This is a genomic window from Thalassospira sp. MIT1004 (assembly GCF_001858545.1).
In the GTDB taxonomy this organism is placed as follows: domain Bacteria; phylum Pseudomonadota; class Alphaproteobacteria; order Rhodospirillales; family Thalassospiraceae; genus Thalassospira; species Thalassospira xiamenensis.
Genome location: NZ_MCAO01000033.1, coordinates 85,693 through 100,452 on the forward strand (window position 1 = coordinate 85,693; position 14,760 = coordinate 100,452).

17 protein-coding genes are annotated in these 14,760 nt (G+C 53.7%); 5 read left to right on the forward strand and 12 right to left on the reverse strand.

Going from position 1 to position 14,760, the window contains the following annotated elements:
* Positions 1–2: 2 nt before the first annotated feature.
* The 7 genes from pheS to BC440_RS11955 form a co-directional block, all read right to left on the reverse strand.
* Entirely contained in the window at positions 3–1,073 is a 1,071-nt protein-coding gene (gene pheS, locus BC440_RS11925) for a phenylalanine--tRNA ligase subunit alpha (RefSeq protein WP_063092449.1), read from the reverse strand.
* Positions 1,074–1,190: 117 nt separating this feature from the next.
* On the reverse strand, positions 1,191–1,547 hold the full coding sequence (gene rplT, locus BC440_RS11930; protein WP_007088700.1) for a 50S ribosomal protein L20: 357 nt from the start codon (positions 1,545–1,547) through the stop codon (positions 1,191–1,193).
* Positions 1,548–1,563: 16 nt separating this feature from the next.
* Positions 1,564–1,761: a 50S ribosomal protein L35 gene (rpmI, locus tag BC440_RS11935; RefSeq protein ID WP_007088699.1), complete on the reverse strand. Its 198-nt coding sequence runs from the start codon at positions 1,759–1,761 to the stop codon at positions 1,564–1,566.
* Between the two features lie 349 nt (positions 1,762–2,110).
* Complete coding sequence (locus tag BC440_RS11940; RefSeq protein ID WP_007088698.1) at positions 2,111–2,515, reverse strand: response regulator; 405 nt, start codon at positions 2,513–2,515, stop codon at positions 2,111–2,113.
* A 38-nt stretch (positions 2,516–2,553) separates the two neighbouring features.
* Positions 2,554–3,069: a translation initiation factor IF-3 gene (infC, locus tag BC440_RS11945; protein WP_007088697.1), complete on the reverse strand. Its 516-nt coding sequence runs from the start codon at positions 3,067–3,069 to the stop codon at positions 2,554–2,556.
* A gap of 248 nt (positions 3,070–3,317) precedes the next feature.
* On the reverse strand, positions 3,318–4,334 hold the full coding sequence (locus BC440_RS11950; protein WP_007088696.1) for a glycosyltransferase family 9 protein: 1,017 nt from the start codon (positions 4,332–4,334) through the stop codon (positions 3,318–3,320).
* A complete protein-coding gene (locus BC440_RS11955) occupies positions 4,331–5,563 on the reverse strand; it encodes a glycosyltransferase family 4 protein (protein WP_063092448.1) in 1,233 nt (410 codons plus the stop codon). Before BC440_RS11955 ends, BC440_RS11950 begins: the two co-directional genes overlap by 4 nt.
* A gap of 174 nt (positions 5,564–5,737) precedes the next feature.
* Here BC440_RS11955 and BC440_RS11960 point away from each other — a divergent pair, with 174 nt between their 5' ends.
* On the forward strand, positions 5,738–6,400 hold the full coding sequence (locus BC440_RS11960) for an alpha/beta hydrolase (protein WP_063092447.1): 663 nt from the start codon (positions 5,738–5,740) through the stop codon (positions 6,398–6,400).
* Between the two features lie 23 nt (positions 6,401–6,423).
* Here BC440_RS11960 and BC440_RS11965 read toward each other — a convergent pair whose 3' ends face one another.
* From BC440_RS11965 to tsaD, 5 genes are all read right to left on the reverse strand, one after another.
* Complete coding sequence (locus tag BC440_RS11965; protein ID WP_063092446.1) at positions 6,424–6,774, reverse strand: Rieske (2Fe-2S) protein; 351 nt, start codon at positions 6,772–6,774, stop codon at positions 6,424–6,426.
* Positions 6,771–7,184, reverse strand: coding sequence for an EVE domain-containing protein (locus tag BC440_RS11970; RefSeq protein ID WP_063092445.1), 414 nt, complete (start codon positions 7,182–7,184; stop codon positions 6,771–6,773). The genes BC440_RS11965 and BC440_RS11970 overlap by 4 nt, the downstream gene beginning before the upstream one ends.
* Positions 7,185–7,187: 3 nt before the next feature.
* A complete protein-coding gene (locus BC440_RS11975; protein WP_063092444.1) occupies positions 7,188–7,466 on the reverse strand; it encodes a YciI family protein in 279 nt (92 codons plus the stop codon).
* 101 nt (positions 7,467–7,567) lie between these two features.
* Positions 7,568–8,575, reverse strand: coding sequence for an NAD(P)H-dependent glycerol-3-phosphate dehydrogenase (locus tag BC440_RS11980; protein WP_063092443.1), 1,008 nt, complete (start codon positions 8,573–8,575; stop codon positions 7,568–7,570).
* A 54-nt stretch (positions 8,576–8,629) separates the two neighbouring features.
* Positions 8,630–9,688, reverse strand: coding sequence for a tRNA (adenosine(37)-N6)-threonylcarbamoyltransferase complex transferase subunit TsaD (tsaD, locus tag BC440_RS11985; RefSeq protein ID WP_007088689.1), 1,059 nt, complete (start codon positions 9,686–9,688; stop codon positions 8,630–8,632).
* A 263-nt stretch (positions 9,689–9,951) separates the two neighbouring features.
* Here tsaD and hemC point away from each other — a divergent pair, with 263 nt between their 5' ends.
* From hemC to BC440_RS12005, 4 genes are all read left to right on the forward strand, one after another.
* On the forward strand, positions 9,952–10,905 hold the full coding sequence (gene hemC, locus BC440_RS11990) for a hydroxymethylbilane synthase (RefSeq protein ID WP_063092442.1): 954 nt from the start codon (positions 9,952–9,954) through the stop codon (positions 10,903–10,905).
* A gap of 40 nt (positions 10,906–10,945) precedes the next feature.
* Positions 10,946–11,668: a uroporphyrinogen-III synthase gene (locus BC440_RS11995; protein ID WP_063092441.1), complete on the forward strand. Its 723-nt coding sequence runs from the start codon at positions 10,946–10,948 to the stop codon at positions 11,666–11,668.
* A 366-nt stretch (positions 11,669–12,034) separates the two neighbouring features.
* Positions 12,035–13,246 carry a mitofilin family membrane protein gene (locus tag BC440_RS12000; RefSeq protein ID WP_223304900.1) on the forward strand — a complete coding sequence of 404 codons (1,212 nt, stop codon included), beginning with the start codon at positions 12,035–12,037 and terminating at the stop codon, positions 13,244–13,246.
* The gene (locus BC440_RS12005; RefSeq protein WP_063092439.1) at positions 13,243–14,676 is read left to right on the forward strand and encodes a heme biosynthesis HemY N-terminal domain-containing protein; all 1,434 of its coding nucleotides are present in this window, start codon (positions 13,243–13,245) and stop codon (positions 14,674–14,676) included. The genes BC440_RS12000 and BC440_RS12005 overlap by 4 nt, the downstream gene beginning before the upstream one ends.
* Positions 14,677–14,760 lie beyond the last annotated feature (84 nt).

Consider the following 14,760-nt stretch of genomic DNA (forward strand, 5'->3'; position numbering starts at 1 on the left):
TCTTAGCCTCTCACCATGTTCGGTACATCCAGCGGCACGAAACCGTAATGTTTCAGCCAGCGCAGATCGGTATCGAAGAAGGTGCGAAGATCGGGAATGCCGTATTTCAGCATCGCGATACGTTCGATCCCCATGCCAAAGGCAAAGCCCTGATATTCATTCGGATCAAGCCCACAAGCCGCCAGAACGCGCGGATGAACCATGCCGCAGCCCAGAATCTCCAGCCAGTCGTCGCCTTCACCAATCTTGAGCTCCCCGCCCTTGCGCGAACAGCCAATGTCCATTTCGGCACTCGGCTCGGTAAAGGGGAAGAAGCTCGGACGGTAGCGAACCGGAACTTCGTCCAGCTCAAAATAGGTTTTAACAAACTCCAGCAGGCACCCTTTCAGATGGCCCATATGGGTTTTCTTGTCGATCACCAGTCCTTCGACCTGATGGAACATCGGCGTATGGGTCATATCGCTATCGGAACGATATGTCCGCCCCGGCGCGATGATCCGGATTGGCGGGGTTTTGCTCTGCATGGTTCTGATCTGCACCGGCGAGGTATGGGTGCGCAGCACAAGGCGCGACCCGTCTTCCTGCTCGGGCAGATAGAAGGTGTCCTGCATCTCGCGCGCCGGGTGTTCCGGCGGGATGTTCAGGGCGGTAAAGTTATGGAAATCGTCTTCGACATCCGGACCTTCGGCAAGCGCAAAGCCCATCTCGCCAAAGATCGAGATGATTTCGTCCATCGTCTGGCTGATCGGATGAATCCGGCCTGCAGTCTCGTCCATGCGCGAAGGCAGGGTTACATCGATCCGTTCGCCAACCAGGCGTGCATTCAAGGCCGCGTCTTCCAGGCCGGATTTGCGGGTCTCGATCGCCTCGGCAACCTGATCCTTGACCGTGTTCAGCGTTTGACCGAATTCACGGCGCTGATCCGGATCCATCTGGCCAAGGTTTTTCATCAGGCCGGTAATGCGGCCCTTTTTGCCAAGAGCACTGATACGAACATCTTCAAGAGCCTGCAAGTCGGCTGCTTTTTCGATTTCGGCCAGAACCTCTTCGCGCAATGCTTCGATGTTTTCCATAACTTCCGATGCTTTGCTTAAAGTGAATTGGGATAAACAAAAGAAAGGGGACGGCCAATATGGCCGCCCCCGATCAAATCAGGCAAGTGCCGATTAAACCTTTTTGCAAAAGGTTTATTAGCCGAGTGCAGCCTGCGCCTGGGTAACCAGAGCTTTGAAAGCATCGGGTTCGCGCACGGCGATGTCGGCAAGCACTTTGCGGTCCAGTTCAACGCCAGCCTTCTTGAGGCCGTTCATGAACTGCGAGTAGCTCAGACCGTTTTCACGAGCACCGGCGTTGATACGCTGAATCCACAAGCTGCGGAACTGGCGTTTCTTAACGCGACGGTCGCGATATGCATATTGCAGACCTTTTTCAACGGCCTGCACAGCAGTGCGGTAAGCATTCTTGCGGCGACCACGATAACCTTTGGCAGCCTTGATAACCTTGCGGTGACGGGCGTGAGAAGACACGCCCCCTTTTACACGAGCCATTTAACTCTCCTTAGCCTTAACCGTACGGCAGGAATTTTTTGACGATGCGGGCATCTGCGTCACAGAGAATCTCCGTGCCACGTGCCTGGCGCTTCATCTTGGTGGGTTTCGCAGTCAACAGGTGACGCTTGTTAGCGACATTGCGACGAACTTTACCCTTTGCGGTCAGGCTAAAGCGTTTTTTAGCGCTCGCTTTGGTCTTCATCTTGGGCATTTTTCTATCCTTGCATAAGCAATGAAACACGAAATTCCCCACGGCGGCTGGGCATGCCCTGAAAGATCAATGATCTTTCCAGCCTCACCACCTGTTTTGGGGACGGGTGGTTATAGACTCCACCCCTTCCTTTTTCAAGGACCTTTTCGCCCCTGTTACCCGCGATTTTCCCCGCTTCACCACATCGCGTAAAAGATCAGACTGAAACGGTCACAACAACACACCGTTGGCAGAGATCCTCGCATATCTGCGTGATCCGAAATCGTATTGTGAAAGTCAGGGAAAAAGTCGGACGATCAGGATGCACTCATACCTGGCGACAGATCGATGTCAGCCCGGCAGAAATATGTTAAACTGCTGTTTTAATTGTGTGAACCCGACCGATCCACTTCTCGATTCGGCTCAGCAGTTTTTCGCGATTGATCGGCTTTAAGACGAAGTCATTTCCACCCGCGGCAACACCGCCACGCAAATCTTCTTCGCCCTGACGGGCCGTGACATAGATGATTGCACAGGCACGATCAGGGAAACCCGTGCGAACCCGAAGCGAAGTTTCAAAGCCATTCATGCCGGGCATCATGATATCCATCAGAATGATGCGCGGCTTTTTTGTCTTCAGGACTTCCAGAAGTTCCTTGCCAGAGGAAACGCCAACAAAACTGTATCCGCCACTTTCGACGATTCGTTTCAGAAGCACGAGACTTTTAGGGTCGTCATCGACCCCGACGATCAGAAGATCATTCCCGGCTGCCATGGCATTCCCTCTTGCTTGGAAAGGCAAAACGCCGCGGGTTAACGCGGCGCCAGCACCATAATCATTATGCGGCCTTCCATCTTCGGCATCTGTTCAGTTTTGGCAAGATCTTCAAGATCCCCCGAAAAACGCTGCAGCATGCCAAGACCAAGGTCCTGGTGAGCCATTTCACGTCCACGGAAACGCAAAGTGACTTTCACCTTATCTCCACCGCCAAGAAACTTCTGCGCTGCACGTAGCTTCACATTGTAGTCATGGATATCAATGTTCGGACGGAGCTTGATTTCCTTGACTTCAATAACCTTCTGTTTCTTTTTGGCTTCGTTCTGTTTCTTGCTTTGTTCGTATTTGAACTTGCCGTAGTCGATCAGCTTACAGACGGGAGGCTCGGCATTCGGAGCGACTTCGACAAGGTCGAGTCCAGCTTCCATCGCCATTTCAATGCCTTCACGAACCGTCATTGGATCAGACATATTGCCTTCAGCGTCAACGACACAGATGGCACGGGCTTTGATATCCTCATTGACGCGCGGACCTTCCTTGGTCGGCTGCATCGGTTTACGTGGTCGTGCTATGGATAATCTCCTTTGGTAATCAAACAAAAAAGCACAGAAACAAGTCGCTGGTGATGCAATAAGTCGCCGGAAAGCACATCCGGTCATGCGTACTGCAAAACGGACCTTTGCCTAGCATATCGGGCCGTCATCAGAAAGCAATGATTTTAGCCTTGGGCAACGGTATTCAAAGCCTTGAAGTCCTTCGCATTCAATGACGCACGACCGACATGGCAGAAACGGCGATATTAATCGACAAGATCAAGGCGATGACGAACCTCATCCATCACCCGGTTAACCGTCAATTCCCTCAGGTCATTCTCTCGCACGATGCTGACGGCGTTGTCCGTTGTCCCGCGCGGCGCACTTTTTTTGGGGTCGGAGTCCCGCGAAAACAGCACAATAGACGGCGCCCCGGCCGCTGCTGCAATGTGCATTGGCCCCGTATCATTGCCAATCGCCAAAACAGAGCGTGCCGCAAGTCCCGCAATATCAAGAAACCCTGTACGTCCCATCAGGTTTCGCGCCTTGGGGCACATACTATCGATTTTGCCAAGAACCTCGGCTTCCTTATCAGTTCCGATCAGCACCGGCGTCAGACGATAGTCGGCAATCTTTTTTGCCAGCAAACCGAACCGCTCGGCAGGCCACCGCTTGTCAGGACGATGCGGGGCACCGCCAGGACAAATAAGAACAAAAGGACTTCGAACCCCAAAACGTTCCAGATCAATATCCGATCCGGCAATAAACGGCGGTGGCACATTTTCGATCCCGGAGCGATGCAGCTGATCCGCCAAACGGTCAATGGTATGCAGACTGTCACGATCCGGGTTGTCATGCGGATGCGAGCAGCCCTTGGCAATTCCGGACCACTCCGGTGCTTTCCCCGGCCAAAACAGCCGATAGTAAAACCCGCTGCGATCCGAAGTTTGCAGATCATAGACCCGATCAAAGTTGCCATTTCGCAGGAAGCGGCGCAGCGCAAGAACCTCACGCACCTGATAAAGCTTTGGCCGCCGGTCTATTGCAATGGCGTCAAAATAACCCGTTGATTTTATCAGGTCGACATAAAGCCGTGTTGTCAGAACCGTGATATGAGCACGCGGATGCGCGGATCGAATCGCGGCAAATGCCCCCATGGCAAGAATAATGTCCCCCAAGGCAGACAGCTTGATGACAAGAATGCGTTCCTGCCTGGCATCCGGCATCACACCCGCGACAATTTCAGCATCTTGCGACATGTCCGAAGTCATCGTTTCTGTCATGCAGCGTTCCTGATCGCGCCTTTCAGCGCCTTTTCATAAACCGCCAGAGTTTTTTCCGCCATTTGGGTCAGGGAATAGTTTTCGATAACGTGCTTTCGCCCCTTTTGCGCCAAAGCGGCACGCTTTTCCGGGGTCAACCGCAACACTTGTGTCAATGCCACAGACAATTGCTCAACTTCATTCGGCGTAACAAGCCATCCGGTTTCACCGGGCAAGACCGTCTCCATGGCACCGCCATGGGCCGTCGAAACAACCGGGCGCCCCATTGCCTGCGCTTCGGATGGAATTCGGCCGAAGGCTTCGGGCTCGATTGACGGACACGCAACCACATCCGCCAGCATGTAGGCCGCTGGCATATCGGCACAATGATCAACGATATGCACAATATCTTCGAGGCCAAGCTTCCTGGTCAAAGCCAGCACTTCATCGCGATAAGCCGTGCGTCCCTGATCGGAACCGACCATCAGACAACGCACGTTCCGATGGCCAAGTGCTTCAAACACTGCCGGTAAAGCCTTGATCAGGAAACAATGCCCTTTCCAGCGCGTGATCCGTCCCGGAAACATGATGACATATTCTTCACCGGTCAAACGCCACTGGTTTGACAATGCAATCAGGCGTTCCTGACTGACATTTTCCGGATTGAACAAATCGGTATTGGTACCGCGCGGCACGATATTCAGGCGCGCAGGATCCATTTTATAAAATTTGCGAATATGGTCCGCGATATGATTGGAAATGGCGATGACCTGATCACCCATTGTCATGATCGCGTTATAACGCTTTTTGAACAGGTTGTTATGACCGGAATAAGTGCCATGGAATGTCGTAACAAACGGAATCCCCGCCTTGCGCGCAGCAAAATAGGCACTCCAGGCCGGCGCGCGCGAACGCGCATGAATAATATCAACGCCCTCTGCACGGATAAGATCAACCAGCGCATCAACATTGCGGCGCATGGTAAACAGATTTTTTGACTTCAGTGGCAGGGTAATATGACGGGCACCAAACCGGTCCAGCTCCCGCTCAAGCCGACCGCCCTGAGAAGCGACCAGCGCAACACCACCACCATCAACAATGGCACGCGCAATATCAACCGTACCGCGCTCCACACCACCGGTATCAAGTTCCGGCAGAACTTGCAGAATTACGGCCGGACGATAAGCCGAACCTTGCACCTGCTGTTCCGGACGATAAACTGACTGGGTCTTGATCTCTGACGCGCTCATGCAATTCCAACCACTAACACCCAAGGATACCCTTCCCGGATGACAAATGACATGCCGACGCCTCAGTATCTCGAGCGGCCTGACGGATTAAAAATCGCATACCATGCGACTCCCGGCAAGCTGACAGAAGTACAAGGCCGACAAAAGCCTGGTGTTCTGTTTCTGGGGGGCTTCATGTCCGATATGACCGGCACCAAGGCCACCCATCTCGAGGCCCATTGCGTACAGCAGGGGCTGGCTTATACCCGCTTTGACTATTCGGGTCACGGACAATCGGCAGGCGCATTCAAAGACGGGACGATTGGACAGTGGGCCCGCGATGCCATTGCCATTATTGACGAAATCACCTCAGGTCCGCTTATTCTGGTCGGATCATCAATGGGGGGCTGGATCATGCTGTTGGCGGCACTGGCCCGGAAAGAACGCATCGCCGGACTTGTTGGCATTGCGGCGGCCCCCGACTTCACCGAAGACCTTATGTGGGCGCAATTCAGTGATGCCCAGAAATCTGAAATCACCAAGAACGGAGCCCTGATCGAGCCGACCGAGTATGGCGACGATCCCTATACGATTACGCAGGCTCTGATAGAGGATGGCAGAAATCAGCTACTTTTGCGAAATCCGATCAAACTTGAATGCCCGGTTCGCCTTATCCAAGGCATGCAGGATCCGGATGTCCCGTGGCAGACCGCCATTCGTCTGACGGAAGCACTGGTTTCCAAGGATGTCCGCATAGATCTGATCAAAACCGGTGATCATCGCCTGTCCGAACCGGATCAGCTTGATGTCATCACCAAACATCTTGATGAGCTTATCGAAAAGGTGACGGTCGCCTAAGACCGTCACCATGACGCAGAATTTCAGGCCAGAACGACTTTCTCGTTCTCAATCTTTACGGCAACGGGTTCCAGCATATCGCCGTCACAAGGACCCGATACGCATAGGCCATCTTCGATCCTGAAACGTGCGCCATGCGTCGAGCAGATGATTTCGTTGTGAATATCACTGATGAATTCATCGGACTCAAGTTCAAGCGGCACACCAATATGGGGGCAACTGTTGACGTAACCGAAAACCCCTGCGTCGTCCCGCACGATGAAAATCCCGGCCCGGCCAGAATTTCCGTCAAGCGATATGCCTTTGGCCCCGGTCGCATCCAGATCAGAAAGCGCACATAACACTGTTCCGGAGGGCGGCAGATCAACTGTCATGCCGAAACACCACCCATCTCGCAAATCGCTGTCCAGGATGCATCATCTATCGGCATGACCGACAAACGGGATTGTCTGAGCAACGGCAATTCGGCAAATCGCGGATCAGCTTTGATATCGGCCAGTGTCACCGGATTTGGCACCGGTTTGACGGTTTTGAAATCAACCTGAACAAATTTGCCGGTGGCGTCAGTTGGATCGGGATAGGCTTCGCGGACCACCTCGACAATGCCGACAATCCGTTTTTCATTCACCGAATGATAAAAGAAAGCCAGATCACCGATCTGCATGATCTTGAGGTTTTTTGCCGCCTGATGGTTGCGAACCCCATCCCATCCCTCGACACCTTTCCTGACCTGATCGTCCCACGACCAGCTTCCCGGCTCGGTTTTGATCAGCCAGTATGCCATGGATCAGAATACCTTTTTGAAGGGACGGATAATCACGGATTCAAACAGACCTGCCTTGCCGTATGGATCGTTGGCGGCAAATTCTTCGGCTTCGGCCTGGGTGTCAAATTCGATAATGAAGACCGAGCCATTCATGCCCTCAAGATCGGGATCAAGTGTGGGGCCTGCTGCAACGATCCTGTCGGCAAAACCGTCCTTGATATAGGCAAGATGCGCATTACGATTGGCTTTGCGCACAGCAAGATGCCCCGGTTTGTCGACACAGCGAATGTAAAAATGCATGGCAGCGTTTCCTGTCAAAATTGGTTTTGATACCGGTAAATTGACAGAACCTGCTCAAAGGCTCAAGCCGAACAAAAGCTGATAGCGTGGATGTGACCAGATTATTTTCCGGTTTCAAGCTCATCGCGAAACGGGCGCTGCAACAATGCATTGATCGTGCTGCGCAGGTCCGCATCATGGTTGGCGACCTGATCCACAGCACTGCAGATTGGCATTTCAATACCGTATTTCGACGCAACAGCTGTAATTGACGCGGCTGTATGAACACCTTCGGTCACCGAACGTCGTGCGGCCAAAATGGCATCAGCCTTCTGCCCCTGCCCAAGGGCAAACCCGAAGGTGTAATTGCGCGACAACGTGCCGGTACATGTCAGCGTCAGATCGCCAAGTCCCGCCAGCCCCATCATGGTTTCAATCCGCCCCCCCATCGCCACCGCCAATCGCGACATTTCGGCAAGTCCACGGGTAATCAGGGCTGCGCGCGCATTATCGCCAAGCTCAAGCCCCGCGACAACGCCGCTTGCGATTGCCAGAACGTTTTTGATAGCCCCCGCAACTTCAACACCCACGACATCGGTACTGAAATAGGGCCGAAATGCCGACGTCCCGATCAGTTCCACCAGATCCTTGCCCAAATTCCTGTCTGAACAGGCAAGTGTAATCGCCGCGGGCAGCCCTTTGGCAACTTCCTGGGCAAATGTCGGGCCAGACAGAACCGCAACCGGAACATCACCAAGCGTTTCGTTCACGACCTGCGCCATAAGCGCACCGGTCCCTTTTTCGATCCCTTTGGCGCAAATAACGGCAGGAAGCGTTTCGGGCCAATGCGGGGCAAGCTTGATCAAAGTGCTTCGAAGATGCTGTGCCGGTGTAACCAGAAGAACCGCGTCTGACTCTCTCAATCCATCAATCGCAATTGTCGCTCTTAATGCTTTCGGAAGCTTCACCCCAGGTAGATAAAGGTCATTTTCACCAGAATTGTCGATGCGTTCCGCCAGCGCACTATCACGCAGTACAAGCTCAACATCAGCACCAGCCCGTACAGCCTGAATAGCCAGCGCAGTACCCCATGCGCCGCCGCCGACTACCGTTATGCGCTTATCCGACATAGTTCTTCTCGACCCCGATGATAAATATTCGAACAGTTTGGCGTTTGGAGAAACTCAGGCCTTCACTCCCGCACCCGGACGCTTTGGTGCCTCTGGGTCAAGCGGCCAGCGCGGTCGCGGCTTGAAATCCAGTTCGTCATGCTGACCGAGGCGAAAACGTTCCAACCCTGCCCAGGCAATCATGGCGGCATTATCAGTACAAAGCTCCAACGGTGGCGCAACAAGCGTCATGCCAGCCTGATCGGTCAGTTCCGTCAAACGGGTCCGCAAATATTTGTTTGCCGCAACCCCACCGGCAAGCACCAAAGTCTTGCCCGTCGGATAATCGCGCATGAATTCGAAAATTGCATTTCGTGTGCGATCAATGAGCGTATCACCCACTGCCCGCTGGAACGAAGCCGCCAGATCAGCTTTGACTTCGGCAGTTTGCTGTTCGACAGGAAACCCGTCGAGATAGATGCGGACCGCAGTCTTCAAACCCGAAAACGAAAAATCACACCCGGGACGCCCGCGTAACGGTCGGGGCAGACCAAACCTGTCCGGGTTCCCGGCCTCCGCCGTTTTTTCAAGCGCAGGCCCCCCCGGGTAACCAAGCCCCATCATTTTCGCGGTTTTGTCGAATGCTTCACCCACCGCGTCATCGATGGTCGTCCCGATCCGCTTGTATTGGCCAACACCTTCAACGATCAGGACCTGGCAATGACCGCCGGAAACCAGCAACAGCAGGTAAGGAAATGCAACATCATCCGTAAGGCGCACCGTAAGCGCATGACCTTCAAGGTGATTGACCGCCAGAAACGGCTTCTGAGCTGCAAAGGCAATCGCCTTCGCGGTCATGGCCCCCACCATAACGCCACCAATCAGACCGGGGCCACCTGTGCAGGCCACGGCATCAAGATCGGCAAAATCAACACCCGCATCATCCATCGCTTCGGCGACAAGACGGTCAAGATGTTCAAGATGCGCGCGTGCCGCAATTTCCGGAACAACACCACCATAAGGACGATGATCGTCAAGCTGCGAAAGCACCCTGTTGGACATAACCTCGCGCTTGTCATTCACGACAGCTGCCGCCGTTTCATCACAACTGGTTTCGATACCCAATACGATCATTTCTTGCAAATCCGGCAATAAGTCGCGTCAGATTGACGCATCCTGTGTGGGAAAATTCTGGCAGTGATGTAGCCTAAACAGCACCCGTTTTCCACCCCAAGGCAATGCATTTGCCCTATGCAGGAAAAGCGTCAGAGAAAAAACACTACCACATAAGTCAATGAAACAGGGACATTCATCATTATAATCCGATCCGGTTTGGGTAAGGTGGCATACGCTACCGCCCTTGTTTTCAATCGGTTTTATGACTACAACTCGGGCTCATGACAAACACATCTGATACCGTAAAACTCCGCATCGGCACACGTGGCTCTCCCCTGGCGATGGCTCAGGCGCATGAAGTCCGCGACAAGCTTGCGAAAGCGCATCCCGAACTCGCCGCCGAAGGCGCGATTGCCATTACCGTTATTACAACGACGGGCGACAAGATTCTTGATCGCGCATTGTCGGAAATCGGTGGCAAGGGGTTATTCACCAAGGAAATTGATGATGCCCTGATGGGTGGCGAGATTGATCTTGCTGTTCACAGTATGAAAGATGTGCCGACGGTGCTGCCAGATGGCATGATTTTGCCAACGATCTTGCCGCGCGAAGACGTGCGCGATGCGTTTATTTCTCTGAAATACAAAAGCTTTGCCGAAATGCCTGCGGGATCGGTGATCGGCTCGGCATCGTTACGCCGCCAAGCAATGATCCTTAATAAATATCCCGATCTCAAGGTTGTGACATTCCGTGGCAATGTCCAAACCCGCCTTCGCAAGCTTGAAGAGGGTCAGGTGGATGCCACGCTTCTGGCAATGGCAGGTTTGAACCGGCTAAACCGTCCAGAAGTTGCAACTGCTGCAATTTCCGAGGACGACATGCTCCCCGCTGTTGCCCAAGGGGCAATCGGTATTACTATTCGCGAAACTGACAACCAGACGCACAACTGGCTTTCTGCTTTGAACTGCCCGGCATCGGCCATCCGCGTCGCGGCTGAACGCGCGGCGTTACGTGCGCTCGACGGTTCATGTCGCACCCCTATTGCTGCTCTTGCCGAATATCTCCCGGATGGCAGAATGCGTTTACGGGTCAGCATTGTGCGCCCGGATGGCAGCGAACGACTGGATACTGAACGAATGATTTATGATCCGGACCTGGCAAATGCCGCAGCCGCCGGAACCGATGCCGGTAACGAGCTCAAAGAGCGTGGCGGGTCAGACTTTATCTCGGCCTAGTCGGGTTAATGGCGCGATCTGGAATATCAGCGGGGAGAATATGGGACCATTGATCCTCAATACCCGACCGGAAGCCGATTCGCAGGAACTCGAAACCACGCTTCTGCAACGTGGTTATCGCCTGCTTTCGGCGCCGATGTTGCGGATCGAGTTTCCCCAAAACCCGGATCAGCTTGATCTTGCTGATGTGCAGGCATTGATATTTACCTCTGCCAATGGTGTGCGTGCCTTTACCCGGCAATGTGATGACCGGCGTTATCCGGCTTTGTGCGTAGGTGATGCCACTGCGCGCACCGCACAACAGGCCGGTTTCACCGATATACGAAGTGCTAACGGTGACATTCACGATTTGGCACGCCTGATCAAAGATCAGATTGATCCGACAAACGGGGCGTTATTCCATCCTGCGGCCCGCAAGGTCGCCGGAGATCTGGGATCACTTTTGCGAGACGGAAACTTCGATATCCGAAGGCAAACCATGTATGATGCCGTTCCGTCCGATTGTCTTCCAAATGAGGTCGTCAGCGCGATTTCTGCCCATCATATTGATGCAGTTTTATTTTTCTCTCCCCGTACGGCGGAAAGCTTTGTTAAGCTGATTGAAAGACACAAGCTGCAAAAAGATCTGGTCGGTACACGTGCAATTTGTCTGAGTTCGGCAGTGCAAGATCGCCTAAGCGTCCTTACATGGCTAAAGACAGAAGTGGCAAAACACCCGACACAGGAATACCTTCTTTCGGCACTAGAGAACGCATTCGCCTGACTTTTCCGCGCCAAGTGGTGTCTCGGAACAACCGCAAACTGCAATGGTCCGACCGTGAAAAAACCAGAAACGCCAAAAACCCACGCTTCCACAGACCCAGCCGAGACAAAATCCGGCTCGTCCGAAACCATTTCCATTGATAGCAAGGGCAATGCAAATGTTGCCAAAGAACCTGCTGATCAAAAGCCGGGAACGACGTCGGGTGGGTCAGAAGGTGCGAAACCTTCATCCACGTCAAACGCTACCTCAAAGTCAGACAGCCAGAAGTCCGGCTCCAAAACGGCAGATGCAAAACCTGAAATCAAACCGGGTATGAGCCAAAAGACTGCTTCCGACAAGCAAGCCACAGACAAGACAGACAAAACCGTGCAAAAAAAGCGTGGTGGTCGCGCAATCCTGTTGTTTGTGATCATTATTGCCGGTGCTTTGGTCACCGGATGGCTGACACGTACCCTTTGGTGGCGTGACGCGGAACCCGTCCTGAGCCAGTATGTGCCTGCTGAAATCCTGGCGGAGATCACACCGGCAGAAGTGGCGGATAACCAATCGTCAGGAACTGGTAGCGAGCCGACAACCGATAGTGCCACACCATCCACATCTGCCAATGATGCACCCGGAACTTCATCAAGCATAACGCCTGGTGCGCCGGAACGTGACGATGCAATGATCGGCAATGAAGACAACCTGTCTGAGCCGACAGACAATGCTTTTGCCCGCAATGAAAAAGCACCATCAGAAGGTGATGAAACAGTCGTCGTCGATACGGCATTGACCGAACGCCTGTCACGTCTCGAAGGTACGATCAACGCCTTGCGTGAACGCCTTGACAGTGAACGCGGCGATTCGCTGAACTCCACAGTTGCACGCCGGATGGCAGAAATTGAAACCCGCACCGCACCGATTGAAGAACTGGCACGGGTCGAAGCCGAACTTTCTGGTGTTGCAGCAGAAATGCGCGATCTGTCAGCACGTCTGTCAACCATGGAAGAAGAAGTGCGGGCAACTGCCGGTCTTCGGGTTGAAAGCCGTGGCCAGGCCATTGCCATGGCCGTTACGATCCTGCGCGATGCCGTGCAGCGCGGCGGATCGTTTATGATCGCGCTTAATCAGCTGGAACGCAGCGGCTCGGACGATCCCGTCATTGCAGAACAGATATCAGCCCTGAAACCGCTTGCGGATCGTGGCGCGCCCACCATCGAAAAGCTGCGCCAGTCATTTCCGGCAATGGCACAGAAAGCCGTACAGGCATCAAGTGACGACCATTCCGGTAGTGTTCTTGACGCGACCTGGGCCAATATCAAAAAACTGATCCCGGTTCGGCGTATTGATGTTGTCGGCGAAGAATCGCTCGATGGACGTTTGGTGACCGCAGAAACAGCGCTTGAAAGTGATGATCTTGATGGTGCCATTGCCGCCCTTGATGGTATCGAAGGTGACAATGCCAGGGCCGCCGTCAACGAGTGGCTTGAAGACGCCAAAAGCCGTCAGGTGTTGAACGGTGCCATCGCAACGCTCAGTGCACATGCGATCAATCTTCTGACCGGTGATGGGTCTGCAAATACGGGGGACAGCCAATGATCCGTCTTGGCCTGTTCATTCTGATAACTGCAATTCTGGTCACCTGCACGGTCTGGTTTGCCAATAATCCCGGTACAATGACCATCGTCTGGCTCGGCTACAGGTTTGATGGCTCTATTGGCATGGTCGCCCTTGGCCTTCTTGTTCTGACCGGGGTTCTGGTCATCCTTTGGCGCTGTTGGTCCGCCATTGCCAATTCTCCCAATTGGCTTGGCCGTATTCTGGGCAGTCGCCGTCGCAAAAAAGGTCAGCAGGCCCTTACCATGGGATTGCTGGAACTTGCATCTGGTGATGTTCGACAAGCATTGAAGCATACCCGTGCGGTCGACCGGTATCTTGAAGACGATACCCTGACCCGCCTGTTAACAGCCCAAGCCGCCGAACTTGACGGAAACAACGAGGCTGCCAAACGTCAATTTGAAGCAATGCTTGAAAAGCCTGATTCAGCATTTTTCGGGTTGCGCGGTTTACTGCAGTTATCGCTGAAGTCCGATAACCGGTCGGAGGCACTCGATTATGCGGAACGGGCCCACCGCCTGCGTCCGCGCAATCCGTCCGTGCTTGTAACGTTATTTGATTTGTTACTGGGTGCAAAACGCTGGGACCGGGCCCTGACCCTGCTGGTGGATGCCCAAAAGGCAGATATCTTTAACGAAGATGAACTGACACGTCGCCGTGCACTTCTGATTACAGCCAAAGCCGAAGACGCAATAACGGATGGTGAAAATGCCGAAGCCATCAAACTTTTGCGCAAAGCTTTGAACGCGCGCCCGGACTTTACCGGCGCGGCCGTTCTTCTGGCTAGGCTTTATGCCGACATTGATCAGCCTGCGAAAGCGCGCGACGTTGCCCAGCAAAGCTGGCAGACATCACCATCCGCGGCCTTGGGTCAAATCTATCTGGACAGTCTTTCCGAAGACGCCTTGGCAAAAGTCAAAGCTGTCGAAAAGCTGATTGCCGCCAATCCGGAACATGTAGAAAGCCAGCTTTTGCTTGCCGAAGCCGCACTTTCTGCCGATTTGTGGGGCATGGCACGCAGCAACCTGGAAAAGGCCATCGCCCAAAAGGCGCAGTCACGTCACTACCGTCTTCTGGCTGATCTGGAATTCCGTGAAAAGAAAGATGCCGCAAAAGCACGTGAGCTGCTGGTAAAGGCAAGTCACGCCAATCCCGACCCCGGCTGGCGGTGCGGCGCATGTGGTACGGAAACAGATAAATGGGCGGTAACCTGCCCGTCCTGTCATTCCTTTGGCAGCATTGACTGGCGCGCACCGATGCGCGTTCATAATGATCAGCCCGCATCCGATCCGGCAACGCCAAAACAGCCCGCCGCCATAAAGCGGGATGGGGCAATGATCGAAAACTCCGATCCGATTGATAAAACTGTGAACAGCAGCGCAAAAGGGGAACATCCAGCAACGGCTGTTTGACCCTGATATCCATCCACTGAACACAAAAAACAGGCCGCGGACATAAAATGTCTGCGGCCTGTTTGCTTAAGGTTCAAACCAAAG